We start from the raw sequence: 26,839 nt of genomic DNA on the forward strand, positions 1-26,839 counted from the left end.
ATATACTGCCCCACTGCTCGACAGGAACCGGCGATGACCGAAATCACCTTCCATCCGCTGTCCGGCATCCCCGCCGCCGAGCTCGTCGGGTTACTCAACGATCCGGATGTGCGACGGCACATGCCGCTCGCCGGTGACCACTGGGACGAGCCCCGCGCCATAGACTGGGCGAAAGGCAAGGATGCGCAGTGGCAGAAGAACGGCTACGGGCCGTGGGCCATCCGCATCGACGGGGCCTTCGCCGGCTGGGGCGGCTTCCAGCGGGAAGGCGACGAGGCCGACCTCGGGCTGGTACTGCTACCTGGCTACTGGGGCCACGGAGCGACGATCTTCCGCGAAATGCTCCGGCGCGGTGCCGAGATGCCACTGGGCACCGTCACCATCCTCCTGCCGCCGAGCCGGGCGCGCATGAAGGGGCTAGCGCGGCTGGGCTTCCAGCCAGCCGGCGAAATCGAGTATGCGGGGCAGCGTTTCCTGAAGTTCCGCCTGGCCGGCTAGTCGGCCTGCACCCTCTCAGGCGGCAGCGCCGCGGCACGAATCAACTCCAGCGACTGGCCGATGCGGGTGAGCGCTCGCGACATCGCCTCGTCGGCCTCCGACGCGTTGAGGGAGAGGCCTTCTAGATAAGTGGCAAGCGGCAGTTCCATGGTCCGCTCGAGCATCCGGACGATGGCTTGCCGCGCGTTGTCGAGCGGCTGATGCACGCCGGCCGCGAAGTAGATCGCCAGATCGGCCGCCAGCGCCTCCATGGCTCTCGCGTAGGCCGTCTCGGTAGCCAGCAGCACGCACGATTCAGCGACGATCATTCCGCTCGCCCTCCGATCTGTCGCGTCAGTATTCAGAAGCCGTGCCGTCGTGCACTACCAAACGGAGGTTATTCGTTCACATTTTCCAAGATGCACCGGGTCTACGCCTGGTGCTGCAGCACCAGCCAGATGGCGGCGCCGATCAACACGATGCCGGCGATGCGGTTGACCAGCAGCATGCGGTCATCGCCAAGCGCGCCGCGTGCCCTGGCGGCGAGGTAGATGTAGGCACAGTCGGTGACCAGACCCGCGCCCATTTCGATCAGCCCGAGCACAATCACCTGCGGCCAGGCCGGGTGCGCCGGGTTGACGAACTGCGGCAGGAACGCCCCGAAGAAGATCAGCGCCTTGGGATTGCTCCACAAGACGAAGAAGCCGGACGCCGCCTGCTGCAGCGGCGAGCGCGCCGCTATTGGCCTGTCGGTGGCGATGCCATGCCGGCTGGTGATGTAGCCCCAGCCGATCCAGATCAGGTACGCCGCGCCCGCATACTTGATGATGTCAAACGCCGCCCCGACGATGCCGGTGACTGCCTGCAGCGCCAGCGCCACCACCAGCACCATGGTGAAGCGCCCGACCTGCACCCCCGCTTCCATCCACAGCCCTGCCGCCATGCCGCGGGCCAGCGACGTGCTCACCAGCGCCGAAACCGTGACGCCGGGGACAATGACGACGACGAACGCCGCGACGATGAAGGAAAGGAGGATCGGTAGATCTGGCATGACGGCGGTGCCCTAGCACCGCCGCGCCGATTCAGACAGCCCCAGGCGGGATCAGCTGCGCTTCTGGAACGCCAGCCATACGCCGCCGAGCATCAGGATCACGCCGGAGACGCGGTTCATCATTCGCACGCGCGCCGTGGTCAGCAGCTGCCGGGCGCTACCGGCAATCACTGCGTAGACGCAGTCAGAGGCAGTGGCGACCGCCATCACGATCAGCCCCAGCACCATGATCTGCTCGAAGGCCGGGCGGCTCATGTCGATGAACTGCGGCAGGAACGCCCCGAGGAACAGCAGTGTCTTGGGGTTCGACCAGTTGATCAGCGCACCCTGCCAGACGTAGCGGCCAAGCGGCAGCTTCTCCCCCGGCGTGCCCATCTCGAGCTTGCCCGACGAAGTGAACATCCTGAACCCGATCCAGACGAGGTAAGCCGCGCCGGCGAACTTGATGATGGTGAAGGCCTCCGACACCAGCGTCATCACGGCGTCCAGCCCCACAGCGACGATGAAGACCATAGTCAGCATGGCGATCTCGGTGCCAAGGATCGTCAACAGCCCGGCCTTGGTTCCCCGCGCCAGCGAATTGGCCACCACGACCGTCACCGACGGGCCGGGCACGATCGCGAACAGCAGGCAGGCGGCTACATAGGGAAAAAGGATGGCGGGATCGATCATCTGAAACTCCGGATCACGAGACAGGCTGCCTGCAGCGAGCCAGCCACAACATTTGCCGCGCCGCAAGTCGGATCGGACGCTCCGGCGATGCGACTACATCGTCCGTCATTAATACGGAGATATCAAGGAATACCCGTTGCTATTACGGATTACGGCGTATGATGTCGATGAGCTCGGCCGCCAGCGCCTTGTCGAGATAGGTTTCGAAGGCCGCATCGAAATCGAGATCCGGCACCGCTTCCCAATGCGCGAAGCTTCCTTCGATGGCGGAACGCAAACGGGCGGCCAAGGCCGCCCGTTGCTTGACTGTGGGAACCGCGCCGTCAGGCGGCGGCGTCATCGCCGGGCTCGCCGCCCTCGGTGTCGTCCTCGCTTTCGGGCTCGCTGATGCGTTCGACCGACACCACCTTCTCGCCGTCAGCGGTGTTGAACACCGTAACGCCCTGCGAGGAGCGGCCTACGATGCGGATGCGGTTGTCCGGGCCGGCATCGACCGGCACGCGGATCACCTGGCCGCCATTAGTCACCAGCATGATCTGGTCGCCGTCTTCCACCGGGAAGGAGCCGACCAGCGGGCCGTTGCGCTTGTTCACCGCCATGGCGACGATGCCTTTGCCGCCGCGTCCGGTGATCCGGTACTCGTGGCTCGAGGTGCGCTTGCCGTAACCGTTTTCCGAGATGGTCAGGATGAACTGCTCGGCGGCAGACATTGCCGCATAGCGCTCCTGGCTCAGTTCGCCCGCCGGCACCGCATCCTCGGCGTCGTCGGACGTCTCTTCGGCTTCGCTTTCGCCGCGAACGGCTCGGCTCATCTTCAGGTAGGCAGCCCGCTCCGCCGACTCCGCGTCGAAGTGGTGGACGATCGCCATCGAGATGATGCGGTCGCCCTCGGCGAGGCTGATGCCGCGCACGCCGGTCGAATCGCGGCCCTTGAACACGCGGACCTCGTCGACCTGGAAGCGGATCGCCTGCCCCAGCGCGGTGGTCAGCAGCACGTCGTCATTTGCCGTGCAGGTGGCGACATCGACGATGCCATCCCCTTCATCGAGCTTCATGGCGATCTTGCCGTTCTTGTTGATCTCGACGAAGTCGGCGAGCGAGTTGCGCCGCACCGTGCCGCGGATCGTCGAGAACATCACATCGAGCTGCTGCCAGCTGCTCTCGTCCTCGGGCAGCGGCATGATCGAAGTGATGCGCTCGTTCTCGTCGAGCGGCAGCATGTTGATCAGCGCTCGGCCGCGCGCCTGCGGCTCGCCGATCGGCAGGCGCCACACCTTCATCTTGTAGACCTGGCCGGCCGACGAGAAGAACAGCACCGGAGTATGCGTATTGGCGATGAACAACCGCGAGACGAAATCCTCGTCGCGCGTTGCCATGCCGGAGCGACCCTTGCCGCCACGACGCTGCGCCCGGTAGGCCGTCAGCGGCACGCGCTTGATGTAACCGCCATGGGTGACGGTGACCACCATGTCCTCGCGGGCGATCAGGTCCTCGTCCTCGAAGTCGCCGGCGGCGTCATCGATGACGGTGATGCGCGGGGTGTTGAACTGCTCCTTGATCTCGGTCAGCTCGGTGCGGACAATTTCCATCACCCGCTCGCGCGAACGCAGGATGCTCAGGTACTCGGCGATGTCCTTGCCGTGCCCGTTGAGTTCCTCGCCGATCTCGTCGCGACCGAGCGCGGTGAGGCGGGAGAGGGTCAGCGCCAGGATGGCCCGGGCCTGCTCGTCCGACAGCCGGAAGGTGCCGTCATCGCTGATCTTGTGGCGCGGGTCGTCGATCAGCGCGATCAGCGGGGCGACGTCCATCGCCGGCCAGTCACGCTCCATCAGCCGCTCACGCGCGACAGTGGCATCGGGCGAGGTGCGGATCAGGGCGATGACTTCGTCGATATTGGCGACCGCCACCGCAAGGCCGACAAGGATGTGGGCGCGGTCGCGCGCCTTGTTCAGCAGGAACCGGGTGCGGCGGGTGACCACCACTTCGCGGAATTCGATGAACGCCTGCAGCATCTGCTTGAGGTTCATCAGTTCCGGCTTGCCGCCGTTCAGCGCCACGAAATTGCAGCCGAACGAGCCCTGCAGCGGGGTGAACCGGTAGAGCTGGTTCAGCACCACGTCGGGCACGGCATCGCGCTTTAGCTCGATGACCACGCGCATGCCGTTGCGGTCGGATTCGTCGCGGATGTCCGAGATGCCCTCGATGCGCTTGTCGCGCACCAGTTCGGCCATCTTCTCGATCATCGTCGCCTTGTTCACCTGATACGGGATCTCGGTGATGATGAGCGCCTCGCGCTCCTTGCGCATTTCCTCGGTGTGGACCTTGCCGCGGATGAGGATCGAGCCCCTGCCCGTCTCATAGGCCTGGCGGATGCCGGAGCGGCCGAGAATGATGGCGCCGGTCGGAAAATCCGGGCCGGGCAGCACCGTCATCAGCTCCTCGGTGAACGCACCGGGGTTGTCCATAAGCATCAGGACGGCGTCGATCACCTCACCCAGGTTGTGGGTCGGGATGTTGGTCGCCATGCCGACGGCGATACCGCTGCCGCCGTTGACGAGAAGGTTCGGGAAGCGCGCCGGCAACACCGTCGGCTCGCGCTCGGAGCTGTCGTAGTTGTCCTTGAAGTCGACCGTGTCCTTGTCGATGTCCTCGAGCAGGGAATTGGTCACCTTCTCCATGCGCACTTCGGTGTAGCGCATGGCGGCCGGCATATCGCCGTCGACTGAGCCGAAATTGCCCTGGCCGTCGATCAGCGTGACCCGCAGCGAGAACTCCTGCGCCATGCGCACCAACGAGAAGTACACCGCGTCGTTGGAGTGCGGGTGGTACTTACCGATCACGTCGCCGACCACGCGGGCCGATTTGCGATAGGGCCTGTTCCAGTCATAGCCCTGCTCGTTCATCGAATGCAGGATGCGCCGGTGCACGGGCTTCAGGCCGTCGCGCACGTCGGGAAGCGCCCGGCTCACGATCACGCTCATCGCGTAACTGAGGTAGGACTCCCGCATCTCGTCGCTGATCGAAATGGGAGCGATGTCGGAGGGCGGCGGCGGTGCGCCGTTCTGGTCGTCGGTCTTGTCTGCCACGGGGCCGTTTTCGAACTATGAAACCTGGGCGAAGCTGTAGGCGATTCCCGTGGCGAAGACCAACCGGCGCTGGCCGGCCGGCCTGGATGTCCACGATATTGGAAAAGAGCCGACGCTTCGAAGAAATCACAATGACGTGGGTTTGCGGCAACTTTGGGCCGAAATCGCCGGATCACGCCGCAATCGGGCTTGCACGCGCGGCTCAAACGGCTGGACGCGCCGCCACCAAGCCCTTAGTAATCCGCGCCTGACGCGGGGCGCACCGTCTAAGGGAAGATTCTATTGTCGAAGAATACTCTGCTGGGCCGGCTCTGGAACTGGGCCTTCGGGCATGACCGTTCCATCGGCTTCGGACTCGAAGCGCTTGGCCATCTTACGCTCAAGCAGCCCCGGATCGTCGCCGTCTTCGTGCTGCTGGTGACCATCTTCTGTGCGGTGAATGTGCCGCGGGCCAGCGTCGATGGCGACATGCTCCGCGTGTTCGCCCATTCGGGCGTCGAGTACGACAACTACGAGCATCTTGCGACGACTTTCGGCACGTTCGAGAACGACATCTACCTGCTCGTCAGTTCGCCCAATCTCACCAATCCTGAGACCCTCGAGAACATCCGCGCGCTGGCGCTCGACATCTCCACCAGCGAATACGTCACCGGCACCATGTCGGCGTTCACCCTGCGCAAGCCCGCCGCGGACGGCACGACGCTGCCGGCTGTGCCCGAAGGGATGACGGACCCCGCGCAGGTCAAGGCAGCTCTCACCGAGCTCTACGAAACCGACCCGATGATGCGCAATCTCATCAACCCGGACCTGTCCGGGGTGGTGATCATCGTGTTCCCGAACCCCGAGATGACCAAGGGTGGCGGCACCAAGGACATGATCGCGAGCCTTCGCGACGTGGTGAAGGACTACGAGAGCACCGACGTGCAGGTCGAACTGACCGGCCCGCCGATCTGGACCTCGGAAATGCTGAGCGCCGCGGTCGGCGACCAGATCAAGTTCACCGTCTACGGCTTCGCGCTGGGCTCGCTGATCGCGCTTATCGCGCTGCGCTCGTTCTGGGGCGCCGTGCTGGTCGCTGCCACGCCGTTCATCGCCATCATGTGGGTGATGGGCATCATCATCTTCCTGTTCGGCTCGTTCTCCTTCCTCACCATCATCGTCACGACCATCGTATTGGTGATCGCCTTCGCGGAGAGCTTATTCTTCATCTTCAACTGGCTCGCCTATTGGCGAGAAGGCATGGATCCCTACAAGGCCGTCGACGAAACGGTGCGCGTCGTGGGCCCGGCCAGCGCGCTCACCATGCTGACGACTCTCGTGTCGTTCGCCTCGCTGTCGCTGACCGCGGGCCAGGGCATCCAGGAGTTCTCGCTGGCCGGCACGATCGCGTCGCTGACCAACTTCATCTGCCTGATGACCTTCCTGCCGCTGCTCCTGAAGCTCGCCATCCGGCTGAAGTTCAAGGCACCGAAGCCGAGCTTCGCCATCACCGCGCCGATCCCGCTGGCCTGGTTCCTCGCCACCAAGTTCGGCCGCCCGATCGCGGCGCTCGCCATCGTCGGAACCGGCCTGCTGCTGATCCCCTACTTCCTGATCCAGCCGCACTTCTCGTTCGAAGACTTCATGGCCAAGGGCTCTACGGCGCTGACCGCCGCCGAGCAGATCGACCAGGGCGTCGGCGGCGTGGCGCCGCTCTATGTCAGCGTGCCGCTCAAGGAAGGCGTCTCGGACGTAGGCGACGAAGACTTCAAGACCATCAAGCTCGTCCACGACATCGTCGAGAAGCACCTGGGCGCCAACAAGGTGATCTCGGCCGCGGCGTTCACGCACTATGCCGACTCCGGCTTCACCCGCGAGCAGATCTTCAACGCCGTGGGCGACCTGAAGCGTCGGTTCGTCAGTGACGACGGTATGCACGCGCTGGTCACCGGCTTCATGCCGACGATCATCGACTCCGAAGAACTGGTGAAGCTCAAGGAGGGCATCCAGGCCGACGTCAAGGCGGCGGGCATCGAGGGGGCCGAAGTCGGCGGCTTCCGGGTGATGACCACTTACGCCACCGACAACATCGTGCGTGGCCTGCAGCTCGACCTTACCATCTCGGTGATCGTCAACCTGTTCCTGATCGGCTGGGCCTTCCGTTCGCTCCGCGTGGCGGTGGCGACCGCCATCCCCAACCTGTTCCCGATTCTGGGCACCGAGGCCTACCTCTGGTGGTCGGGCGCCGGCCTGCAGCTCACCACCGTGCTGTCGCTCACCATCGCCTTCGGTATCGCGGTCGACGACACCACGCATTTCCTCTCGCACTATTTGCATGCGCGACGAGAAGAAGGCCGCTCGCACATGGACGCCATCCATCACACGATGGAGCGTATTGGCGGCGCCATCATCGCCGCTACACTGATCCTCTGCTCCGGCACGGCAATCGTCATGTTCTCCGAACTGCCGCAGGTCGCATTGTTCGGTACTCTTTTTGTGATAACTCTCGGCTTTGCAGTCATTGGAGATGTGTTCATCCTGCCTGCACTGCTGGTCGCCGGGGGGCGATTCTTTCATCCGCTTGGAGGCGTTAGGAAATGAAGTTGTTCGGACCCCTGCTGCGAATCATCGCGCTCGCCGGTCTGCTGGTCGCAACCCCGATGGCTGTGGCGCCGGCTCTGGCCGCTCCGGCCGACGTGTCGCTGCTGAAGTCCTTTGTCGGGAGCTGGAAGGGTCGCGGCATCCTGATCGGCGCCGAGAGCGAGTCGGTGGTCTGCCGCCTGTCGCTCAGCGAGGGCAATTCCGACAAGGTGAACTACTCGGGCCGCTGCTCGCTGGCAGGGACCGCGCTCTCGGTCAACGGCACGCTGGCCTTCAACGACCAGGCCCGCCGCTATGAGGCCGCGATGACCTCCAACGTCACCTTCTCCGGCCTCGCGGTCGGCAAGAAGCAGGGCGATGGCGTCCTCTTCAACCTCAAGGAGCGGAACAAGGACGAGGAAGGCAACGACCTCACCGTCACCGCGGCGATCGCGCTGAAGGGCAGCGGCAAGAGCATCCTGGTCGAGTTCCAGGTGGTGTTCAATGCCACCGGCGATATGCTGAAAGCCTCGGTGCCGTTCACCAAGTAGGCCTCGCCAGGGCCCAATTGCTACGCGTTTTGACGGACGGCCATTGGCCGTCCGTTTGCGTTTTGGTGAACGGATGAGGGACGATGCTAAGTTCCCGCTTCTGCCGATGTTAACGAGAGCATGCGACACAGTCCGGGACAGAATCCGTTCCGGAAGCCTCGCCCCATGGTCCGTCCGGCCCCGAAATCGCTGACTCTGCGCGCGGCGCTCTACGTGCTCGCCATCTGCGCGGCGATCGTCGCGCTCGAGGGCTGGCGCGAGTGGGTTGCCTATAATGCGGCGCTGCAGAAGGCCGAGCTCGAGACGCGCAATCTTGCCCGCTCGATGCGCCAGCATGCCGAGGACACCTACGAGATCGCCGACCAGGCGGTGTCCCTGGTGACCTTCGAGATCGAGACCGCCGGCACCGACCCCGAGGGGGTGAAGGAGACCGAGGCCTTCATGCTGCGGACCATGGAGAGCGCGCAGCGGCTGCGCGGCATCTATGTCTACGACGCCGACGGCAACTGGATCGTCACCACCTCGGCCAACATGCCGCCGGGCGACAACCAGAGCACCTACAGCTATTTCCGCGACCACATGAACTCGCCGAGCGACGCACCGTCCTTCGGCGCGCCGATCCACACTGGCGACAACGCGCTGATCACCACCGTCAGCCGTCGCTTCGACAAACCGGATGGCAGCTTTGGCGGCGTGGTCGTCGCCGCCATCGATTCCCGCTATTTCGCGGACGTCTATGACGGCATCGATGTCGGCGCCATGGGCACCATCAGCCTCTATGACAATGACGGCCTGCTGCTCAGCCGCAAGCCCTACCGCCCCGAACTGATCGGCGCGGACCTCGGCGAAGGCGACCTGTTCGATGCACGCCGACCCGCCAATGCCTCCGGCGCCTATCACTACGACTCCGCCATCGACGGCCACCGCCGGATCGGCGGCTACGATCGGGGCTCGCGCTATCCGGTGGTCGCGGTGGTCGCGGTTTCGCACGCCGAAGCTTTGGCCGGCTGGTGGACCGGCGCCCTGCAGCGCAGCGCCATCACCCTCGGCATGGTGCTCGCCGCCGCGTTGCTAGGCCTCCGCCTCACTGACCAGATCCGCCGCCGGCAGAGCAGCGAGACGGTGCTGGAGCAGAAGGAAGCGGAGTTCCGCCTGCTCGCCGAAAGCGCCAGCGACCTGGTGGAGCGCTTCGACAGCGATGGCACGCGCACCTACATCTCCCCTGCCCTCGAGCGCCTGACCGGCTACCTGCCCGCGGAGATGCTGGGCAAGAACGCCTTCGAGGTGGTGAACCCTCTCGACCGGCCCGCGGTTGAGGCCGCTGCAGAGCGGTTGCGCAAAGGGCTCTCCGAACAGGAGACCGTGGCCTTCCGGGTGCAGCACCGGGATGGCCGCGAGATCTGGCTCGAGACCTCGTTGCGGATCGCGGCCGAACGCTCCGAGCGCGTATCGGTGGTCGGTGTCACCCGCGATATCAGCGAACGCAAGCGCCTCGAACTGAAGCTCGAAAGCCTCGCCATGCGCGACGGGCTCACCGGCATTGCCAACCGTCGCGCCTTCGATACCGCGCTCACCCGTGAAGTGGCCCGCGCCAGCCGCCTCGCTTCACCGCTGTCTCTGCTGATGATCGATGCCGACCGGTTCAAGCGCTTCAACGACGACCACGGCCACCTCGCGGGCGACGCCTGCCTGAAGGCCATTGCCGCGGTGGTCGCCATGGCCGCCCGACGCCCCAGCGATCTGGCGGCCCGCTATGGTGGCGAGGAGTTGGCGCTTCTTCTCCCCGACACCGACGCCGACGCCGCGCGCACCATCGCCACCGAGCTCTGCCGGCAGGTGCAGTCGCTGGCCATCCCGCACGAGCGCAACCTGCCCTGGCGCGTCGCCACCATCAGCATTGGCGTCGCCACGATCGACTCGCGCGACGAGGACGCGGTCCATGACGGCTCCTGGGTGATCAGCACCGCCGACCTCGCCCTCTACGACGCCAAATCCCAGGGCCGCAACCAGAGCGTCGCCGCGCCGAGACGGGTGAGATCACGGCTGGCCGGCTAAGCGTCGTCGATCCGGCACCATCGCTTGTTATGCTGTCGACTGGTTGGAGGCAGCTGATGAACGATCGTCCCGGGGCATCATTCGAGGAACGCGAGGTCGTCGACCTACCCCTATCGCCCGCCCTACCCTGAAGCGGTGTTCGAGAAGCTGCACCAGCTGGCGCCTCGGCATGACGCGATGCTGGATATCGGCTGCGGTCCGGGCAAGGTGTCCCGCCCACTGACCCGGTGCTTCGCCGATGTGGTTGCCGTCGACCCCTCGCGGCACATGATCGCACTCGGACATACCCTGCCCGGCGGCCGGGCGCCGAACCTTCACTGGGTGCAAGGCCTCGCCGAAGAAGCGCCGCTCGACGGCCGGCGCTTCGACCTCACCGTTGCCGCCGCCAGCATCCACTGGATGGATCACGACCGGCTGTTCCCAAAGCTCCTGCTGCACGCGGCTCCTGGAGCGTCGAGGGTTTCATCAAGTGCCAGCACTCGCGCGACACCTGGGCCTACTCGAAGCTCGGCGATCGGACAGCAGCGTTCGACGCCGAACTCGCTGAGCTTCTCGCTCCCTACGCCGCAGCGGGCCAGCTGATCTACACGGTCAGGACCCTGGTGATCTGGGCCAGCATCGCGCCGAGATAGTCCTGGAGCTTCCCACAAAACGAAACGGGCCGCCTGGGCGACCCGTTTCAACCTCACGTCCGATGCTACGCCTGTAGTCCGGCGCCGCCTCAGAACGGGATGTCGTCGTCCATGCCGCCGGACTCAAACGCCGGAGCCGAGCTCGGGCGGCGCTCCTGGCGGGCTGGCGGGCCACCGAACGACGAGGACTCGCGCGGGCTGGAGAAGCCGCCGGCGCTGTCGCCGCCGCCTTCGCCGCGGCCATCGAGCATGGTCAGGGTCGAGTTGAAGCCCTGCAGCACGATCTCGGTCGAGTACTTGTCCTGGCCGGATTGGTCCTGCCACTTGCGGGTCTGCAACTGGCCCTCGATGTACACCTTGGCGCCCTTCTTCAGGTACTGCTCGGCGACGCGCACCAGGCCTTCCGAGAAGATCACCACGCGGTGCCACTCGGTGCGCTCCTTGCGCTCGCCGGAATTCTTGTCGCGCCACTGTTCGGAGGTCGCGACGCTCAGGTTCACCACCTTGCCGCCCGACGGCAGGTTCCGCACTTCCGGGTCGTTGCCGAGGTTACCGACGAGGATGACCTTGTTCACGCTGCCAGCCATGGCACTTTCCTTTCAACTTTCCCGGATACGCGCTCGGGAGAAACTCCGGCGCGTATCCTACCGCTATCGTCCGGACGGCGCGCGCGACATTCGCCGCTCGCCCACAGTTTCGTCCGTTCTCTTTATGTTCTACTCGTCAGCCGGTTTGTCAAGCGTGCGGCGAATAGATTCCATCAGCAGCGGTCTTGACCGACTCTGGTTTGTTCCGCTTATGTTCACATCACGTTTGAGCGGGATGTCGAACGGTCGTGGTGACAGGAACCGTTGCGGCGTGGTTAAGTTGCAAGTCGGGCGCCGGATACCCAGATGTGCGGCCTAGCCCCTCTTTTTTGAAACCCTGACACGATTTGGCACAAAGCGGCACTATGTTCGCTCGCCCTCGTCAAGTGGAAGTCTTTGATGGCCGATAGACCTAATCCGAACCGCGATCTCGTCATCAGGGGCGCCAAGGAGCACAACCTCAAGAACATCGACTTGAGGCTGCCCCGCGACAGCCTAATCGTGATGACCGGGCTATCGGGCTCCGGCAAGTCGTCGCTTGCCTTCGACACCATCTATGCCGAGGGCCAGCGCCGCTATGTGGAGTCGCTGAGCGCCTACGCGCGCCAGTTCCTCGAGATGATGCAGAAGCCGGATGTCGAGCAGATCGACGGCCTGTCGCCGGCCATCTCGATCGAGCAGAAGACGACCAGCAGAAACCCACGGTCTACCGTTGGAACTGTCACGGAGATCTACGACTATCTGCGCCTGCTCTTTGCGCGCGTTGGCATCCCCTACTCGCCGGTCACCGGCCTCCCTATCCAGAGCCAGACCGTCAGCCAGATGGTCGATATCGTCATGGCGCAGCCGCCGGAAACGCGGCTTTACCTGCTGGCGCCGATCGCCCGTGGCCGCAAGGGCGAGTACAAGCGCGAGCTCAACGATCTGATGCGCAAGGGTTTTCAGCGCGTGAAGATCGACGGCGAGTTCCACGACATCGAGGACGCGCCCAACCTCGACAAGAAGATCAAGCATGACGTGGAAGTCGTTGTAGACAGACTCGTTGTCGGCCCCGACATCGCTACCCGCCTCGCTGAAAGCTTCGAGACCGCCCTGAAGCTCGCCGACGGTATCGCCTTCGCCGAGTTCGCCGACGAACTTGACGAGAACGGCGCCCCGAAGCGGCTGATCTTCTCGGAAAAGTTCGCCGATCCGATCTCGGGCTTCACCATTCCCGAGATCGAGCCGCGGCTGTTCTCGTTCAACAATCCGTTCGGCGCCTGCCCGGTCTGCGACGGTCTGGGCACCGAGCAGAAGATCGACCCGAACATGATCGTCCCCGATGTCAGCCTTTCGCTGCGCGACGGGGCCATCCTGCCATGGTCTAAGACATCAGCGCCCTATTACCTGCAGACGCTGCAGGCCGTGGCCAAGCACTATGGCGCCTCGACCGGCACCGCGTGGGAAGAGCTGCCCTTCGAAGTGCAGCACGCGATCCTCTTCGGCACCGGCTCGACGCCGATCAACTTCGTCTATGACGACGGCCTCCGCACCTACAAGAGCACGAAGCCCTTCGAGGGCGTGATCGGCAACCTGGAGCGGCGCTACAAGGAGACCGAGAGCGCTGGCATGCGCGAGGAGATTGAGCGCTACATGTCGCAGGCGCCTTGCCTCGCCTGCAACGGCTACCGCATGAAGCCCGAAGCGTTGGCGGTAAAGATCGACGGCCTGCATATCGGACAGGTCAGCGAGAAGTCGATCAAGGCCGCCGCTGAGTGGTTCACCGAACTCCCGAGCCGCCTCACCGAGCAGCAGAACCAGATCGGCGAGCGCATCTTCAAGGAGATCCGCGAGCGCCTGGGCTTCCTCAACGCCGTCGGCCTCGACTACCTGACGCTGGCCCGCAACTCCGGCTCGCTGTCGGGCGGTGAAAGCCAGCGCATCCGCCTCGCCAGCCAGATCGGCTCCGGCCTCACCGGCGTGCTCTATGTGCTCGACGAGCCTTCGATCGGGCTGCACCAGCGCGACAATGCCCGGCTGCTAGAGACACTGCAGCGGCTGCGCGACATCGGCAACACGGTGATCGTCGTCGAGCATGACGAGGACGCCATCCTCACCGCCGACTACGTGGTCGATATCGGCCCCGGTGCCGGCGTCCATGGTGGGCACATCGTCGCCGAAGGCACGCCGCAGCAGGTGATCAGCAACCCCAAGAGCATCACCGGCCAGTACCTCTCGGGCGCGATGATGATCCCGATGCCGGTCGAGCGCCGGAAGCAATCGAAGACCAAGAAGCTCCACATCGACGGCGCCACCGGCAACAATTTGAAGAACGTCTCGGTCGACGTGCCCCTGGGCAACTTCGTCGCCATCACGGGCGTCTCCGGCGGCGGCAAGTCGACGCTGATGATCGACACCATGTACCAGGCCATCGCCCGCCGGCTGAACGGCGCGCGCGTCAACCCGGCGCCGCACAACCATCTCACCGGGCTCGAGCACCTCGACAAGGTCATCGACATCGACCAGTCGCCGATTGGGCGCACCCCGCGCTCCAACCCAGCCACCTACACCGGAGCCTTCACGCCGATGCGCGAGTGGTTCGCCGGCCTGCCGGAGAGCAAGGCGCGCGGCTATGGCCCGGGCCGGTTCTCGTTCAACGTGAAAGGCGGCCGCTGCGAGAAGTGCGAGGGCGACGGCGTCATCAAGATCGAGATGCACTTCCTGCCCGACGTCTATGTCACCTGCGAAGTCTGCAAGGGCCACCGCTACAACCGCGAGACGCTCGAAGTGCAGTTCAAGGGCAAGTCGATCGCCGACGTGCTCGACATGACCATCGATGAGGCCGTCGATTTCTTCGCCGCCGTGCCGTCGATCCGCGAGAAGTTCGCGACGCTGCAGCGCGTTGGGCTGGGCTACGTCAAGGTGGGCCAGCCGGCAACGACCCTCTCAGGCGGCGAGGCGCAGCGCGTCAAGCTCTCGAAGGAACTGTCGCGACGCGCCACCGGGCGCACGCTCTACATGCTGGACGAGCCGACGACAGGCCTCCACTTCCACGATATCGCCAAGTTGCTCGAAGTGCTGCACGAGCTCGTCGACACCGGCAACACCGTGGTGGTGATCGAGCACAATCTCGAGGTCATCAAGACCGCCGACTGGGTCATCGACATGGGGCCCGAGGGCGGCGACGGCGGCGGCCAGGTGGTCGGCGTCGGCACCCCCGAGGATATCGCCGCGAACAAGCACTCGCACACCGGCCGCTTCCTCAAGGAAGTCATGGAGCGCCGCCCGCAGCGCACTGCAGCGGAATAGCGTTCAGCTAGCGGTCGTGTGCCGTTCATCTCAGTGGCAAACCAGCGGCGCGCTATGGCAGCGCCGCTGTCGTTTGTTGCCGCCGTTGGCGGCTGCGATCATGACAGTAGAATGAATTTGCCATGCGCGTGACGCATGTCGGCACTGAAAACTCGCTGCATGTGCCTTCGCGCAAATCGGCTCATGCTACTTTCGTGGTGATCCGAAAAGGAGAACGCCATGTTTGTTCGAGCCGTCTGGCGCATGAAGCGGCTGGTCGACATCAAGCAGACGCTGCGGGAGATGGATGTCCCCACGATCCGTGACGCCCTAGGGCTTTCGGGCGCCGACTTCCAGAAGATGACCCGCGGGCTGTTCGACCGCTGAGCTTCATTCGTCGCTAACCATTCGAGAATGGCCGCCGTGTGCCCGGCGGCCATTTTCTTGCCTTGGCGCGGCCGCGAACCTGAATCGCAAATGAACGTGAGCGGTTAATGCCATGCGCTAATCGCATAGCTGTACTCGAACATCTCCATCTGCTCGTTCCCCGTGAACGGGACTATCTATGTCCTCGTAAACGAAAGGAGACTTCCAAATGGGTATTCGCACCACGCTGAAGAAGTGGGCCGCTTATCAGCAGACCGTCCGTGAGCTCAACGCTCTCGACACCCGTCAGCTGAGCGATCTCGGCATCACTCGTACCGACATCCAGCGTATCGCCCGCGACCATGCGCGCACCATCTAACGGTTCGCTTTCTGGTTCGTGTTCGACGCCGGCATCCTAGAACGCTCGCTTCCTGATAGAAGCGGGCGTTCAGCCTTTCTGGGGCTCCGTTCGCGTTAGAACGCCAGCCGCCCCACCAGTTCCTCATATGACACGTTGATCGCCTTGCGGAACGCCGCGCGCTCGTTGAGCCGGGCGTGCCACGCTTCGACATGCGGCAGCGACGGCCGCTCGATCGCCATGGTCGACCAGCGGAACATCGCCGCACCGGCGACGATATCGGCATAGGTGAGATCCTCGCCCCCGAGATACGGCACCTGGCTCAGCCGCCCCTCCAGCATGCCAAAGCACTTCACCGAAGCCGCGAAAGCCTTGGCGATAGCCGCAGGGTCCTGCTGCGCGACAGGCGTCCTCACTTTCAGCCAGAAAAGTCCGATCCAGGCCGGCTGGAACGTCGTTGCCGTCCAATCCGTCCATTGGTCGACGACCGCTCGATCCCGCGCCTCCATCGGGAACAACAGGCCACTGCCGTACTCGGCGCCGAGGTATCGGACGATCGCGTGACTCTCCCACATCGTCAGGTCGCCGTCGCGCAGCGTCGGCACCAGCCCGTTGGGGTTCATCGCCAGATATTCCGGCGTGTCGTTGCCCTTGAAGCTGCCCCCGAGCGGGACATGCGTGTAGGGCAGTTCGAGCTCCTCCAACGCCCACACCACCTTCTGCACGTTGCCCGAACTCAGGCGTCCCCAAAGCGTGATGGTCATGGCGTCTCCAGAAAGCTGCGTGGTCCTGCCTCGCTAGCTATCCGGCGTCCAATCACAAAACAAGAGCAGCGCGACCGAGCCGCTCATGGGCATTCGCAGGCCTGCGCCTCGCAGCCTCAGTTCGCCGCCGGGGGCCTCATTGCACCCATCTGAGTCATCATCTGCAGCAACTGTTCGACGTGCCAGACTTCGGCGAGCTTGCCGTCACGGACAAGCCAGACGTCGATCGCCTTGAAGTCCACCGGCTTGTTGGTGGCGGGCATCTCCATCATCGCCCCGTCATTGGTGCCCTTGGCCGTGGAGACCACGGTCACGTAGTCACCGCTCACCAGCACCAGCTCGTTCTCGATCTTCATGTCGGAGAAGGCGGTGGCAAAGCCCTGAAGCTCCTTCGTCAGCCCCTCGACGCCCGCCGCCATGCCGGGTCCGGCGGTGTGATCGACGACATCAGCGGCGATGAATTCCGGAAAGGCAGCGAAATTCCGGGCATTGAACTCGGTGTAGAACCGCCGGGCGAGTGCCTCGTTGGCAGCATCATCCGCAAACACCGGCCAGACAGTCAGGGCAATCGCCCCGAGGGCGACAAAACCAACGAACATTCTATTCATGTGGGCCTCCCTACGCTTGGTGCACACTGCCCAGGACCGGACCGTGACAGGTGGGAAACGTGTCGCCGAGGGGGGCGACCCGGCCAATCCAATTTTTAGCACCCGGGCGCGCGGCCGGTAACACACGTCCCCGTGTCGTCCGAGGGCTGTGCTGAAAGTTGCGCAGGCCGGCCCCGCTTGCTATCTGGCGCCCATGTCAAAACACGATGAACCCATTCATGTGATCGGCGGCGGTCTCGCCGGCTCAGAAGCCGCCTGGCAAGCAGCCGAGGCCGGCGCCAAGGTCGTGCTGCACGAGATGCGCCCGGTCCAGAAGACCGATGCACACCAGACCGAAGGCTTTGCCGAGTTGGTCTGCTCCAACAGCTTCCGTTCCGACGACCACCAGCACAACGCTGTCGGCCTGCTGCATGAAGAGATGCGGCGGTGCGGCTCGATCATCATGCGGGCCGCCGATGCGCACAAGCTGCCTGCGGGTGGAGCGCTTGCGGTCGATCGCGACGCATTCTCGGATGCGGTGACTGTCGCGATCCACAATCACCCCAACATCAGCATCGAGCGCGGCGAGGTCGCCGGGTTGCCGCCGGAAGAGTGGCAGAACGTGGTGGTGGCGACCGGGCCGCTGACCTCCCCTGCCCTTGCCTCCGCCATTCAGGCGCTGACCGGCGAGGATTCTCTGGCCTTCTTCGACGCCATCGCGCCCATCGTCCATGGCGACTCGATCGATCGCGACATCGTCTGGGCGCAGTCGCGCTACGACAAGGTCGGGCCGATGGGGAACGGGCAGGACTATCTCAACTGTCCGATGGACGAGAAGCAGTACAATGCCTTCGTCGACGCCCTGGTCACCGCGCCGCTGCATGAGTTCAAGGATTGGGAGAAAGTGCCGTACTTCGACGGCTGCCTGCCGATCGAAGTCATGGCTGAGCGCGGCCGCGACACGCTGCGCTGGGGCCCGATGAAGCCGGTCGGCCTCACCAACCCGCGCAACCCAACCGTCAAGGCGCACGCCATCGTACAGCTGCGCCAGGACAACGCGCTGGGCACGCTGTGGAACATGGTCGGTTTCCAGACCAAGATGCGCTACGGCATCCAGGCCGAGATCTTCCGCATGATCCCGGGGCTAGAGAATGCCCAATTTGCTCGGCTCGGCGGTCTCCATCGCAACACCTTCCTCAACTCCCCCAAGGTGCTGGGACCGGACCTGAAGCTGAAGGCCATGCCGCGCCTGCGATTTGCCGGCCAGGTGACCGGCGTCGAGGGCTATGTCGAAAGCGCCGCTGTGGGCCTGATGGCGGGCCGCATGGCTGCCGCCGACGCGCGCGGCGAGCAGCTGGCGATCCCGCCGGAGACGACGGCGATGGGCGCGCTGATCAACCACATCACCGGCGGTCACCTCGAGGCGGAAGCCTATTCCGGTGCCCGCAGCTTCCAGCCGATGAACGTCAATTTCGGCCTGTTCCCGCCCGTATCGATCAGCAAGCCCGAGGGCCATGTCGGCCGCTGGAAATCGACCGAGAAGACGATCGCCAAGAAAGAGGCGATCACCTCCCGGGCACTCGACGACATCATGGCGTGGGCTTAGGCCGGTCCGAGAACAGCTGGCCTATGACAGTGCTAAGCGTGCGAGGACCCGCGTTGTTCTCGCCGCGGTCGAAGGTCATGGACTCGACGGCGAGCCGGTAGCTCCGCCCGTCCACCACAAAATCGAGCCAGGGCGAGGCCAGGTAACTGCCGTCCTGCTGTGTAAACCAGGCTACCAGGTCTAGTTTGGTGAGCGCTTCGGGCCCCGCGCCTTCCGGGCCCACCCACAGCTCGCCGCTCTTGGCCTCGAACCGGAGCGGGCTGGCGTCGAGCACCGCGTCTCCATAGATGCTGACCGGCCGGATCAGGTAGGGCGTGGCCGAAACGTCCAATGCCACTGCGAAATCTCGCCAGAGCGTTGCATAGCGCGGCAGCCCGTCGACTGTCGGCTCGCTCACACCCAGCGCCTCCAGTACGACGTAAGAGCCGTCCTGTGCGGGATCCCAGCTGACGCCGTACTTCCCCATCACCTCCCGGACCGCCCGCCGCCCTCCGGGCGAGCCCGCCAGGTAGTCGATGATGCCGCGCGCCTCGGCGATCTCCGCGGCGTTCCAATCGCCACGCGGCGGCGACGCGCTCTTGTCGGCGCCGGCGTTCATTACCACCGCGTCGAGCCGCAGCGCCTGGCTGCTGACCGGAAGATTGGCGTAGTTCCACGGTCCCACCGACAGCGCCAGCAGAATGATGCCGGCGACCGCCGGGATCAGCCGGATATCGCCGCGTCCGAGGAGGTAGACCACGGCGAGCCCCGTTGCCCAGAATCCTCCGGCCGCGAGCAGCATGCGCTCGTCGGTAAGCCCATAGGCATCGATGCGGATCCAGACCGCCACGAAGAACAGCGCCAGCGGGATCAGCGTCAGCCAGAACCACCAGGTGCGGAACAGGCGGACGAGGGGTCGGGTCCGCACGAAGGGCGGGTGCAGCACCAGCCAGGTGGCGGCGCCGATGACGACGAAGCCGAGGACCATCCAGCCGATCATGCCCTCGGGCAGCTTCTGGGTGACGACGATCTGCGCGGTATAGACCAGGAGGATCAGGGCGTAGATCAGCAGCAGCGGCACCAGCACGAACTGCCCCAGGAAACCGAACGCTCGCGGCAGGAAATCGGCCTGCTCCAGTTCCTCAGCGCGGTAGGCCGAGACGTGCGGCAGGGTCGATAGCCAATAGACCGGGGTGAGGAACAAGCCGGTGAACGGCAGCACCCAGTTGTAGAATACCTGCCCGGTCTCGAGCCCGAACAGGATGGCAAGCGAGCGCTCGATGGCGGCGAGGCCCAGGGCGACGATGAGGAACGCTGCAGCTGCAATGACCGCAGTCGCGAAGGCCTGGAAATTGATCCACCAGAAGCGGTTCTGCTGCTCTTCGCGCGGCACGCCCCGTTCCATCCGGGTGAACGGCGACACCGAAAGCCAGAGCACGGCCACGGCGGGGATCGCGAACGGCACGAACCAGGTGATGTCCCGTATCTGTAAGGCGGCGACCACCGCTATAGGCAACGCATACTTGAGGAGCAGACCCGCAAGGCGCCCCTCTGGCCGGCTCTCGGCGAAGTAAACGCCCGCGACGGCGAGCACCGCGCCAGTGGCAAGACCGAGAGCGGCGCGCGCCCACACTTCGTCGCGCATCCATTCGAGGCCATTGATGGCGCCGATGACAATGATGGTGGTGAGGGCTGCGAGCAGGATGGCGAACGGAAAGCGTTGGCCGGTCATTAGGAAATCCGGAGCCTGCTTCTCCAACCAGGCCCTGAGATTCATGCGATCCCCTGTCAGTGGCGTAACGCCCACCAGCTCATCATGGCGATTTTTCGCCAGTCCGCCAGATCAGCAATCGGTGCAAATGGCGTTCGCGATGACGCGATCCGCCGAAGCTGCGAGGCCAGCAGTGCGATCGGCGCGAAAGCCGGGCTCAGCGGCTTCGGCAACGCGCCAATGGCGGCGCCAGCCTTCTCGAGATGCTCGACAGCGAGATCATTGATCTGCCCGAGCGCCGCAAACAGACCCTCGCTTTCCTGCCCGGCCAGGATCTCCCCATCCGTCACGCCATTGGCGCCGAAGATACTCATCGGCAGGAAAATGCGGCCCTGTGAGGCGTTGAAGCCAAAGGCGCGGAGATGCCCGGTCAGCGCATGGGCGACGCCGAGATGGCCGGCCGCATCGCCGGTCTCCACTTCCGTACCGCCGTTGAGGATCATCGCGGCGAGCTGATAGAGCACCGACAGCGTCTCGCCTGCGTAGCCCTCGAAGCTCGCCACGTCGGGCATCGGATCCTGGTAGAGATCGAAGCGACGCGCGGCCACCAGCCGCAACAGCGGTCCGGCCGGTAGGCCATAGGTGGAGATCGCGTCGAGCAGCGCCGCCGCGAGCGGGTTCTGGCGGACATTGCCATGCCCCTCGCCCTTCAGGGCATCGACCCACCATTGCAGCCGAATTTCGCCGGCCGCCGGCTCTCGCGCCCGATCGCGGATCGAAGCCACGTCGGCGCTGAAGGCATAGAGCGACTGGATGGCGGTGCGCTCTGGCTCCTTGAGCAGCAGGGTCGCGAAATAGCGGTCGCGGTCGGCGTCGCGGAGGAAGCTCGCGACGTAGCCGGCGTTGTCGCTCATCGGGCGTTCTCGACAGCAAGCAGCGCCGCTCCGACCGCGCGGTCCTCGGCGAGCAGCACGTTGTAGGTGCGGACGGCACCGCCGGTGGCGATCGTCTCGACGATGATCCTGCTTTCCCTGAGGGCCGCGCGGATGGCGGGATCGAGGATGGCAATATCGCCGCCGAGCCCGATCAACAGCACGTCGAGCTGATCGGCCACGGCAAACACCGGAGCAAGGCTCTGCAGCGTCACATCCGCTGGCTGGCTCGGCTCCCAGGCGAACATGCCGCCCGGGAGACAGAGGAGCGAGCCGCGGTGCGACAACCCGGCGAAGCGGAAGCCGCCGTTGCCGTAGGCGTCGATCTGGGTCTGCCGGGGGTAAAACCCCTCCCCCCGTTCAACCATGGACTAGACCGCTGCGCCGTCGGCGCGCTTGTCGGCCTTGGCCTTCTTCTCCTTGGCCTCTTCCATCTCGCTGCGCGGCTTGAGGCCGAAGTGGATCAGGATCGGGCCGCCGATGAAGATCGACGAGTACATGCCGAAGATCGAGCCGAAAGTCATCGCGATGGTGAAGCCGCGGATCGACTCGCCGCCGAAGAACACCAGCGGGAACAGCGCCAGGAGCACGGTGAACTGCGTCAGCGAGGTGCGCACGATCGTCTGGTTGATCGAGAGATTGATGATCTCCGCAACCGACATCTTCTTGTATTTTCGTAAGTTCTCTCGCACGCGGTCAGAAATGACGACCGTTTCGTTGAGCGACAGGCCGACAAGCGTCAGCACCGCCGCGATCGAACTGAGGTTGAACTCCAGCCCGGTTATCGAGAACAGCCCCACGGTCATGATCACGTCGTGCAGCGTCGTCGTCACAGCCGCGAGGCCGAACTGCCACTCGAAGCGGAACCACACATAGATCAGGATGGCGACCAGCGTCACCAGCACCGCGATGGTGCCGTTGAAGGCCAGTTCGCCCGACACGGTGCCGCTCACCGCTTCGGTGCGGCGAACCTCATAGTTCTCGGTTGCGAGGGTCTTGGTGACCTCCTGCACGGCCACCTGCTGTGCGGCGTCGCCACCGTCCTGCAGCTGGATGCGGACCAGCAGGTCCTGCGGGTTGCCGAAGCTCTGCACCTGCACTTCGCCGAGGCCCAGCGGGTCCAGCAACTCGCGCACCCTGGCCGGGTCGGCGTCGCCCTCGGCGGTGTGCTGCACCTCGATGGCGGAGCCGCCGACGAAGTCGATGCCGAGGTTGAAGCCCTTGACGAAGGCCGTGCCGATGGCGAGCACCGTGAGGACGACCGAGATGATGATCGCGGTCCGCGACATCTTCATAAAATCGATCTTGGTGCCGTCCGGGATGAAGCGGAAGTGCTGGATCCGGAGCGTCTTGGGGCGCTTCCAGTGATACCAGATGCCGATGAAGAAGCGGGTCACCGTGTAGGCGGTGAACAGCGAGGTGAGGATGCCCAGGGCCAGCGTCACGGCGAAGCCCTGGATCGGGCCCGAGCCGAGGAAATACAGCACAATGGCCGCGATCAGCTGCGTCAGGTGGGAGTCGATGATCGTCCCCCAGGCGCGGTGGAAGCCCGCATCCAGCGAGGCGAGTATCGACTTGCCTGCCCGCTGCTCTTCGCGCATGCGCTCGTAGATCAGGACGTTGGCGTCCACCGCGACGCCGATGGTCAAGACGATACCGGCGATGCCGGGCAGCGTGAGGGTCGCGCCGATGGCCGACAGCGAGCCAAGGATCAGCACGACGTTGAGCAGCAGCGCCACGTTGGCGAACACGCCGAACATGCCGTAGGCGATGACCATGAACGCCAGCACCAGCACAGACGCCACGGCGCCGGCAGTGATACCCGCACGGATGGAGTCAGCGCCGAGGCTCGGGCCGACCGAGCGTTCCTCGACCACGTCGAGCGAGGCCGGCAGCGCGCCGGCGCGGAGCAGCACGGCGAGGTCGTTGGAGGTCTGCGGGGTAAAGTTGCCGCTGATCTGGCCCGAACCGCCGGTAATCGGCTGCTGGATGACCGGAGCGGTGATCACCTGGTTGTCGAGGACGATAGCAAAGCGCTTGCCGACGTTCTTGGAGGTGATTTCGCCGAAGGTGATGGCCCCGCGGGTATCGAACTGGAAGCTGACGACGGAGCGCGATGTCTGCTGGTCGAAGCCGGGCTGCGCGTTGGTCAGCGATTCACCGCCAAGCTCGACGTTCTCGTTGAGCAGTTCCTTGCCGCCATCGGCGCTCGGCAGGATGAAGTAGCCGGCGGGGATGCCCTGGGCCTCGGCCTGCGCCGCGGTCATCGTCGGGTGAACCAGGTGGAAGGTCAGGCGCGCCGTACGCGAGATCAGTTCCTTTAGGCGCGCGGAATCTTCGAAGCCCGGAACCTGAACCAGCACGCGGTCCTGGCCCTGGCGCTGAATGGTCGGCTCGGTGGTGCCCACTTCGTCGACGCGATTGCGGATGACTTCCATCGACTGCGCTACCAGCGAAGACATGCGCTCCTTGACGCCGTCGGGTGTCAGCGACACGACGAGCTTGCCGTCCGCGGTCTCGGAGAATGCCAGCTCGGGCACGCCGCCAACGCCGAAATTGCTCGAGATATTGGTCTGCAGCTTCTGGATGGCCGCCAGGGCGGCCTCCTTCTGGGTCGGGTCCGTCAGCTCGATGGTGATCGAGTCCGCACTTGTGGTGATCAGGTTGCCGATGCCGTTGTCGTTGGCGAGAGCCGAGCGCACATCGCGCCGCAGGCTCTTGATGCGCTCGGCAATGATCGAGTCACGGTTGACCTGCAGCAACAGGTGCGAGCCACCCTGCAGGTCGAGGCCTAGGACCACGGTCTGCTTGGGCAGGAAGCCTGGCCAGGCGGCCAGCATGTCCTTGGGCAGGAAGCTCGGAATGGTGAACAGGATGCCAAGTATCGCAACGATGACGATGATGGCTGACCGGATTGGCGATGACTGCATGGTCGGAACTTGGATCCTGTATGGTGCCCAATGGCGGCGGCAAGCTGCCCAGGGGCAAGCGGAGCCCAGTGGCTCCGCGTCTATGTCAGAAATGCGTCAGCCGGCCCACTTGCGCGGTGCCGGCCGAAAGGAGTGGCTCAGGAAGCCTTGTTGTCGTTGACCGGGGTCGACTTGGAGCGCACGTCGGTGATGCCGGAGCGAGCGATCTTGACGCGGGTGCCCTGGGCGATCTCGACCTCGAGATCCTCGCCATCGACGGCCTTGGTCACTTTGCCGACGATGCCGCCGGAGGTGACGATGGTATCGCCACGGGTGATCGCGCCGAGCATCGCCTGATGCGCCTTCATGCGCTTCTGCTGCGGGCGGAAGATGAGCAGCCAGAAGATCACGACCAGCAGCAGGATCGGGGCAAACTGGATAATCAGATCCATGCCGCCACCGGGGGCGGCGGCGCCTGCGGCTTGCGCATAGGCGGGGGTCACGAACATTAAGAAGCTCCTTGCTTAGTGGCTGTCGGCACGTCGGATGGCCGTTGTTGACCCATATAGGGCTGGTTTCCGGCGAAGGGCAGTCCTACCCGGCAAAAATCGGCCGGAATATAGAGGCGGTGCACAAGGATTGCAAAGCCAATCGGGCTGCGTCAAAACGGGGGCGTACCCGGGAGTTCTGCCCTTATGACCGACGACCATTCCGCCGCCATCGCGGCGGCCCTCGCGCGCATCGCCGACACGCTGGAAGCCATGAAGCCGAGCATCGCTGTCCCTGCCCCGGCGCTGACGGAAGCCAGTGCCTATCACTGGGACGCCGCCACCGGCACGCTGCTGCCGGTGCCCAAGGTGTCGCGCGTGCCGCTCAGCATGCTCAAGGGCATCGATGACGTGCAGGAGATCCTGCTGCAGAACACCCTGCAGTTCGCGCGCGGCTATGCGGCGAACAACGCGCTGCTATGGGGCGCGCGGGGCATGGGCAAGAGCTCGTTGGTGAAGGCCGTGCACGCCCATGTCGACGCACTGGGTGAAACCGGCCTGAAGCGGCTGATCCTCATCGAGATCGCCCGCGAGGATATCGAGGCCCTGCCCCGGCTGATGCGGCTGATCTCGCGCGAGGACGCCCGCTTCATCGTGTTCTGCGACGACCTCAGCTTCGACAAGGACGAGACCAGCTACAAGTCGCTGAAGACCATCCTCGACGGCGGGCTCGAAGGCCGGCCGGAGAACGTGCTGTTCTATGCCACCTCGAACCGGCGCCACCTGATGCCGCGCGACATGGTGGAGAACGAGCGCTCAACCGCGATCACTCCGGGCGAAGCGGTGGATGAGAAGGTATCGCTGTCGGACCGTTTCGGGCTGTGGCTCGGCTTCCACAACTGCGACCAGCCGACCTACCTCGCAATGGTCCGCGGCTATTGCGACGAGTATGGGCTCACGATCGACGACGAGACGCTGCGGGCCCGTGCGGTGGAATGGTCGATGACACGGGGCGCGCGCTCCGGTCGCGTGGCGATACAATTCGTGCGGGCCATCGCCGGGGAGCAGGGCAAGGCTATCTAGCCCCAAGTGCCGGCGGCCAACTCAGACCTATTTCCGAGTTCCCTTAGCTTGCGGCGCAGGACCGATACTGCAACGAATGCCTCCGATTTCCAGACGAGGGGCCGAGGGGAATTATGAGCGTTTCGCATAAGTTGAGGTGGTCGCACGGCGAGGCGACCATCCTGAGTACGGCTGCCATGCTGGCCGACGCCACCTTCCTGCTCGACGGCAGGCCGTTCAAGCCGTTTGCGCGGGCGCCATGGCTCGGCACGGTGGACGATCCCTCCATCACCGGGCACCTGCGCGTGCTGGCGGGCGATTTCGTCGGTCTGCCCTTCGGCACCGGCGGCCGCACCGCCGGCCCGAACCTGCCCGAATGGAGTAGCCTGATGACGCAAAAGGCCAACGACACCATCCATGGTCCGAGCGCCCATCGCGAGTGGACCATCGTCCAGGGGGACGACCGCAGCGTCACGCTGTCGCTCGACTACGATCCGGACTCGGTGGTGCGCAAGGTCGAGCGGGTGATCACCGCTCGCGAGGGATCGCCGGCGCTCGATTTCACCATGCGGATCTTCGCCCGCCACAAGGCCGCGATCTCGGCGGGCCTTCACCCCAACTTCCGGATGCCCGAGAATCCGGGGCGGCTGGAGTTGAAGCTCGATTTCCAGTTTGGTCTCACCCACCCCGGTCAGACCGCCGAAGGCGATCCGCAGGAGTTCGAGCGCCTCAGCTCGGTGCCGAAGGATGGTGCCCGTGTGGACATGTCCCACGTCCCGCTGTCGCCGCGGACCGACAAGAACGTGCAGCTCTGCGGCGCCACCAGCCCCCTCACCGGGATCTATCTCGATGAAGGCGCCGGCTTCGAGCTCGACTGGGACCGCGATCTGCTGCCCACCCTGATGATCTGGCACACGGACGGTGGCATCAAGGGCGAACCGTGGAACGGCCAGTTCCGCGCCATCGGCCTCGAGCCCCTCGCCTCGGCCTTCGACCTCCACACCGACGTCTCCACCGGCCCCAACCCGATCAACAAGCGCGGCATCAAGACCTGGGTGGACATCGATCCGGCCAAGCCGCTGGAGATCCGGCACTCTGTGCGGGCGTTTGCGGTTTAGCCCACCCACCGGCCTGCCTGTG

Annotated in this window: 24 protein-coding genes; 11 read left to right on the plus strand and 13 right to left on the minus strand. The window is 64.8% G+C overall.

Annotated features, from left to right (window positions below):
• The first annotated feature begins 33 nt into the window (after positions 1-33).
• Positions 34-498, plus strand: coding sequence for a GNAT family N-acetyltransferase (locus tag AC1DWU_RS21245; RefSeq protein ID WP_477152007.1), 465 nt, complete (start codon positions 34-36; stop codon positions 496-498).
• Here the strand turns inward: AC1DWU_RS21245 and AC1DWU_RS21250 are convergent.
• The 5 genes from AC1DWU_RS21250 to gyrA form a co-directional block, all read right to left on the minus strand.
• Positions 495-806 (minus strand): hypothetical protein, encoded by a 312-nt coding sequence (locus AC1DWU_RS21250; RefSeq protein ID WP_477152008.1) that lies wholly within the window; start codon positions 804-806, stop codon positions 495-497. The two genes, AC1DWU_RS21245 and AC1DWU_RS21250, sit on opposite strands and share 4 nt — an antisense overlap.
• A 101-nt stretch (positions 807-907) precedes the next feature.
• Entirely contained in the window at positions 908-1,528 is a 621-nt protein-coding gene (locus AC1DWU_RS21255; RefSeq protein ID WP_477152009.1) for a LysE family translocator, read from the minus strand.
• A gap of 51 nt (positions 1,529-1,579) precedes the next feature.
• Positions 1,580-2,200, minus strand: a complete 621-nt coding sequence (locus AC1DWU_RS21260; protein WP_477152010.1) for a LysE family translocator — start codon at positions 2,198-2,200, stop codon at positions 1,580-1,582.
• A gap of 142 nt (positions 2,201-2,342) precedes the next feature.
• Positions 2,343-2,540 carry a hypothetical protein gene (locus tag AC1DWU_RS21265; RefSeq protein WP_477152011.1) on the minus strand — a complete coding sequence of 66 codons (198 nt, stop codon included), beginning with the start codon at positions 2,538-2,540 and terminating at the stop codon, positions 2,343-2,345.
• Positions 2,524-5,286, minus strand: coding sequence for a DNA gyrase subunit A (gene gyrA, locus AC1DWU_RS21270; protein ID WP_477152012.1), 2,763 nt, complete (start codon positions 5,284-5,286; stop codon positions 2,524-2,526). Before gyrA ends, AC1DWU_RS21265 begins: the two co-directional genes overlap by 17 nt.
• A 282-nt stretch (positions 5,287-5,568) precedes the next feature.
• Between gyrA and AC1DWU_RS21275 the strand changes: the two genes are divergently transcribed.
• From AC1DWU_RS21275 to AC1DWU_RS21290, 4 genes are all read left to right on the plus strand, one after another.
• Positions 5,569-7,866, plus strand: coding sequence for an efflux RND transporter permease subunit (locus tag AC1DWU_RS21275; protein ID WP_477152013.1), 2,298 nt, complete (start codon positions 5,569-5,571; stop codon positions 7,864-7,866).
• Positions 7,863-8,396, plus strand: coding sequence for a hypothetical protein (locus AC1DWU_RS21280; protein ID WP_477152014.1), 534 nt, complete (start codon positions 7,863-7,865; stop codon positions 8,394-8,396). The genes AC1DWU_RS21275 and AC1DWU_RS21280 overlap by 4 nt, the downstream gene beginning before the upstream one ends.
• A 165-nt stretch (positions 8,397-8,561) precedes the next feature.
• The gene (locus tag AC1DWU_RS21285) at positions 8,562-10,451 is read left to right on the plus strand and encodes a sensor domain-containing diguanylate cyclase (RefSeq protein WP_477152015.1); all 1,890 of its coding nucleotides are present in this window, start codon (positions 8,562-8,564) and stop codon (positions 10,449-10,451) included.
• 135 nt (positions 10,452-10,586) lie between these two features.
• Positions 10,587-11,033, plus strand: a complete 447-nt coding sequence (locus tag AC1DWU_RS21290) for a class I SAM-dependent methyltransferase (RefSeq protein WP_477152016.1) — start codon at positions 10,587-10,589, stop codon at positions 11,031-11,033.
• A 139-nt stretch (positions 11,034-11,172) separates the two neighbouring features.
• On the opposite strand, the gene AC1DWU_RS21295 is transcribed toward AC1DWU_RS21290, so the two are convergent.
• Positions 11,173-11,670, minus strand: coding sequence for a single-stranded DNA-binding protein (locus tag AC1DWU_RS21295; protein WP_477152017.1), 498 nt, complete (start codon positions 11,668-11,670; stop codon positions 11,173-11,175).
• Positions 11,671-12,069: 399 nt separating this feature from the next.
• On the opposite strand from AC1DWU_RS21295, the gene uvrA reads away from it, so the two are divergent.
• From uvrA to AC1DWU_RS21310, 3 genes are all read left to right on the plus strand, one after another.
• Positions 12,070-14,958 (plus strand): excinuclease ABC subunit UvrA, encoded by a 2,889-nt coding sequence (gene uvrA / locus AC1DWU_RS21300; RefSeq protein ID WP_477152018.1) that lies wholly within the window; start codon positions 12,070-12,072, stop codon positions 14,956-14,958.
• A gap of 219 nt (positions 14,959-15,177) precedes the next feature.
• The gene (locus AC1DWU_RS21305) at positions 15,178-15,324 is read left to right on the plus strand and encodes a hypothetical protein (RefSeq protein WP_477152019.1); all 147 of its coding nucleotides are present in this window, start codon (positions 15,178-15,180) and stop codon (positions 15,322-15,324) included.
• A gap of 208 nt (positions 15,325-15,532) precedes the next feature.
• A complete protein-coding gene (locus AC1DWU_RS21310) occupies positions 15,533-15,682 on the plus strand; it encodes a DUF1127 domain-containing protein (protein WP_082434573.1) in 150 nt (49 codons plus the stop codon).
• Positions 15,683-15,777: 95 nt separating this feature from the next.
• On the opposite strand, the gene AC1DWU_RS21315 is transcribed toward AC1DWU_RS21310, so the two are convergent.
• Entirely contained in the window at positions 15,778-16,425 is a 648-nt protein-coding gene (locus AC1DWU_RS21315) for a glutathione S-transferase family protein (RefSeq protein WP_477152020.1), read from the minus strand.
• 116 nt (positions 16,426-16,541) lie between these two features.
• Positions 16,542-17,033, minus strand: coding sequence for an ester cyclase (locus AC1DWU_RS21320; RefSeq protein WP_477152021.1), 492 nt, complete (start codon positions 17,031-17,033; stop codon positions 16,542-16,544).
• A 193-nt stretch (positions 17,034-17,226) separates the two neighbouring features.
• Between AC1DWU_RS21320 and trmFO the strand changes: the two genes are divergently transcribed.
• Entirely contained in the window at positions 17,227-18,618 is a 1,392-nt protein-coding gene (gene trmFO / locus AC1DWU_RS21325) for a methylenetetrahydrofolate--tRNA-(uracil(54)-C(5))-methyltransferase (FADH(2)-oxidizing) TrmFO (RefSeq protein ID WP_477152022.1), read from the plus strand.
• On the opposite strand, the gene AC1DWU_RS21330 is transcribed toward trmFO, so the two are convergent.
• The 5 genes from AC1DWU_RS21330 to yajC all read right to left on the minus strand — a co-directional run bounded on the left by AC1DWU_RS21330 (position 18,602) and on the right by yajC (position 24,658).
• Entirely contained in the window at positions 18,602-20,329 is a 1,728-nt protein-coding gene (locus AC1DWU_RS21330; protein WP_477152023.1) for a DUF4153 domain-containing protein, read from the minus strand. The genes trmFO and AC1DWU_RS21330 overlap by 17 nt on opposite strands.
• A gap of 56 nt (positions 20,330-20,385) precedes the next feature.
• Positions 20,386-21,222, minus strand: a complete 837-nt coding sequence (locus AC1DWU_RS21335; protein ID WP_477152024.1) for a phytoene/squalene synthase family protein — start codon at positions 21,220-21,222, stop codon at positions 20,386-20,388.
• Positions 21,219-21,608 (minus strand): Mth938-like domain-containing protein, encoded by a 390-nt coding sequence (locus AC1DWU_RS21340; protein ID WP_477152025.1) that lies wholly within the window; start codon positions 21,606-21,608, stop codon positions 21,219-21,221. Before AC1DWU_RS21340 ends, AC1DWU_RS21335 begins: the two co-directional genes overlap by 4 nt.
• Before the next feature lie 3 nt (positions 21,609-21,611).
• Complete coding sequence (gene secD / locus AC1DWU_RS21345) at positions 21,612-24,170, minus strand: protein translocase subunit SecD (protein WP_477152026.1); 2,559 nt, start codon at positions 24,168-24,170, stop codon at positions 21,612-21,614.
• Positions 24,171-24,307: 137 nt separating this feature from the next.
• Positions 24,308-24,658 carry a preprotein translocase subunit YajC gene (gene yajC, locus AC1DWU_RS21350; protein ID WP_477152027.1) on the minus strand — a complete coding sequence of 117 codons (351 nt, stop codon included), beginning with the start codon at positions 24,656-24,658 and terminating at the stop codon, positions 24,308-24,310.
• Between the two features lie 186 nt (positions 24,659-24,844).
• Between yajC and AC1DWU_RS21355 the strand changes: the two genes are divergently transcribed.
• On the plus strand, positions 24,845-25,720 hold the full coding sequence (locus tag AC1DWU_RS21355; protein ID WP_477152028.1) for an ATP-binding protein: 876 nt from the start codon (positions 24,845-24,847) through the stop codon (positions 25,718-25,720).
• Between the two features lie 113 nt (positions 25,721-25,833).
• Positions 25,834-26,817, plus strand: a complete 984-nt coding sequence (locus tag AC1DWU_RS21360) for a hypothetical protein (RefSeq protein ID WP_477152029.1) — start codon at positions 25,834-25,836, stop codon at positions 26,815-26,817.
• Positions 26,818-26,839 lie beyond the last annotated feature (22 nt).

Source organism: Devosia sp. P2_G7, from assembly GCF_056403495.1.

Coding starts and splice junctions, on each gene's coding strand:
- AC1DWU_RS21280 (WP_477152014.1), top strand. CDS start 7,863: ATGAAGTTGTTCGGACCCCTGCTGCGAATCATCGCGCTCGCCGGTCTG.
- AC1DWU_RS21330 (WP_477152023.1), bottom strand. CDS start 20,329: ATGACCGGCCAACGCTTTCCGTTCGCCATCCTGCTCGCAGCCCTCACC.
- secD (WP_477152026.1), bottom strand. CDS start 24,170: ATGCAGTCATCGCCAATCCGGTCAGCCATCATCGTCATCGTTGCGATA.
- AC1DWU_RS21355 (WP_477152028.1), top strand. CDS start 24,845: ATGACCGACGACCATTCCGCCGCCATCGCGGCGGCCCTCGCGCGCATC.
- AC1DWU_RS21335 (WP_477152024.1), bottom strand. CDS start 21,222: ATGAGCGACAACGCCGGCTACGTCGCGAGCTTCCTCCGCGACGCCGAC.
- AC1DWU_RS21315 (WP_477152020.1), bottom strand. CDS start 16,425: ATGACCATCACGCTTTGGGGACGCCTGAGTTCGGGCAACGTGCAGAAG.
- trmFO (WP_477152022.1), top strand. CDS start 17,227: ATGTCAAAACACGATGAACCCATTCATGTGATCGGCGGCGGTCTCGCC.
- AC1DWU_RS21310 (WP_082434573.1), top strand. CDS start 15,533: ATGGGTATTCGCACCACGCTGAAGAAGTGGGCCGCTTATCAGCAGACC.
- AC1DWU_RS21250 (WP_477152008.1), bottom strand. CDS start 806: ATGATCGTCGCTGAATCGTGCGTGCTGCTGGCTACCGAGACGGCCTAC.
- AC1DWU_RS21295 (WP_477152017.1), bottom strand. CDS start 11,670: ATGGCTGGCAGCGTGAACAAGGTCATCCTCGTCGGTAACCTCGGCAAC.
- AC1DWU_RS21255 (WP_477152009.1), bottom strand. CDS start 1,528: ATGCCAGATCTACCGATCCTCCTTTCCTTCATCGTCGCGGCGTTCGTC.
- AC1DWU_RS21320 (WP_477152021.1), bottom strand. CDS start 17,033: ATGAATAGAATGTTCGTTGGTTTTGTCGCCCTCGGGGCGATTGCCCTG.
- uvrA (WP_477152018.1), top strand. CDS start 12,070: ATGGCCGATAGACCTAATCCGAACCGCGATCTCGTCATCAGGGGCGCC.
- AC1DWU_RS21265 (WP_477152011.1), bottom strand. CDS start 2,540: ATGACGCCGCCGCCTGACGGCGCGGTTCCCACAGTCAAGCAACGGGCG.
- AC1DWU_RS21285 (WP_477152015.1), top strand. CDS start 8,562: ATGGTCCGTCCGGCCCCGAAATCGCTGACTCTGCGCGCGGCGCTCTAC.
- yajC (WP_477152027.1), bottom strand. CDS start 24,658: ATGTTCGTGACCCCCGCCTATGCGCAAGCCGCAGGCGCCGCCGCCCCC.
- AC1DWU_RS21260 (WP_477152010.1), bottom strand. CDS start 2,200: ATGATCGATCCCGCCATCCTTTTTCCCTATGTAGCCGCCTGCCTGCTG.
- AC1DWU_RS21340 (WP_477152025.1), bottom strand. CDS start 21,608: ATGGTTGAACGGGGGGAGGGGTTTTACCCCCGGCAGACCCAGATCGAC.
- AC1DWU_RS21305 (WP_477152019.1), top strand. CDS start 15,178: ATGTTTGTTCGAGCCGTCTGGCGCATGAAGCGGCTGGTCGACATCAAG.
- AC1DWU_RS21245 (WP_477152007.1), top strand. CDS start 34: ATGACCGAAATCACCTTCCATCCGCTGTCCGGCATCCCCGCCGCCGAG.
- AC1DWU_RS21360 (WP_477152029.1), top strand. CDS start 25,834: ATGAGCGTTTCGCATAAGTTGAGGTGGTCGCACGGCGAGGCGACCATC.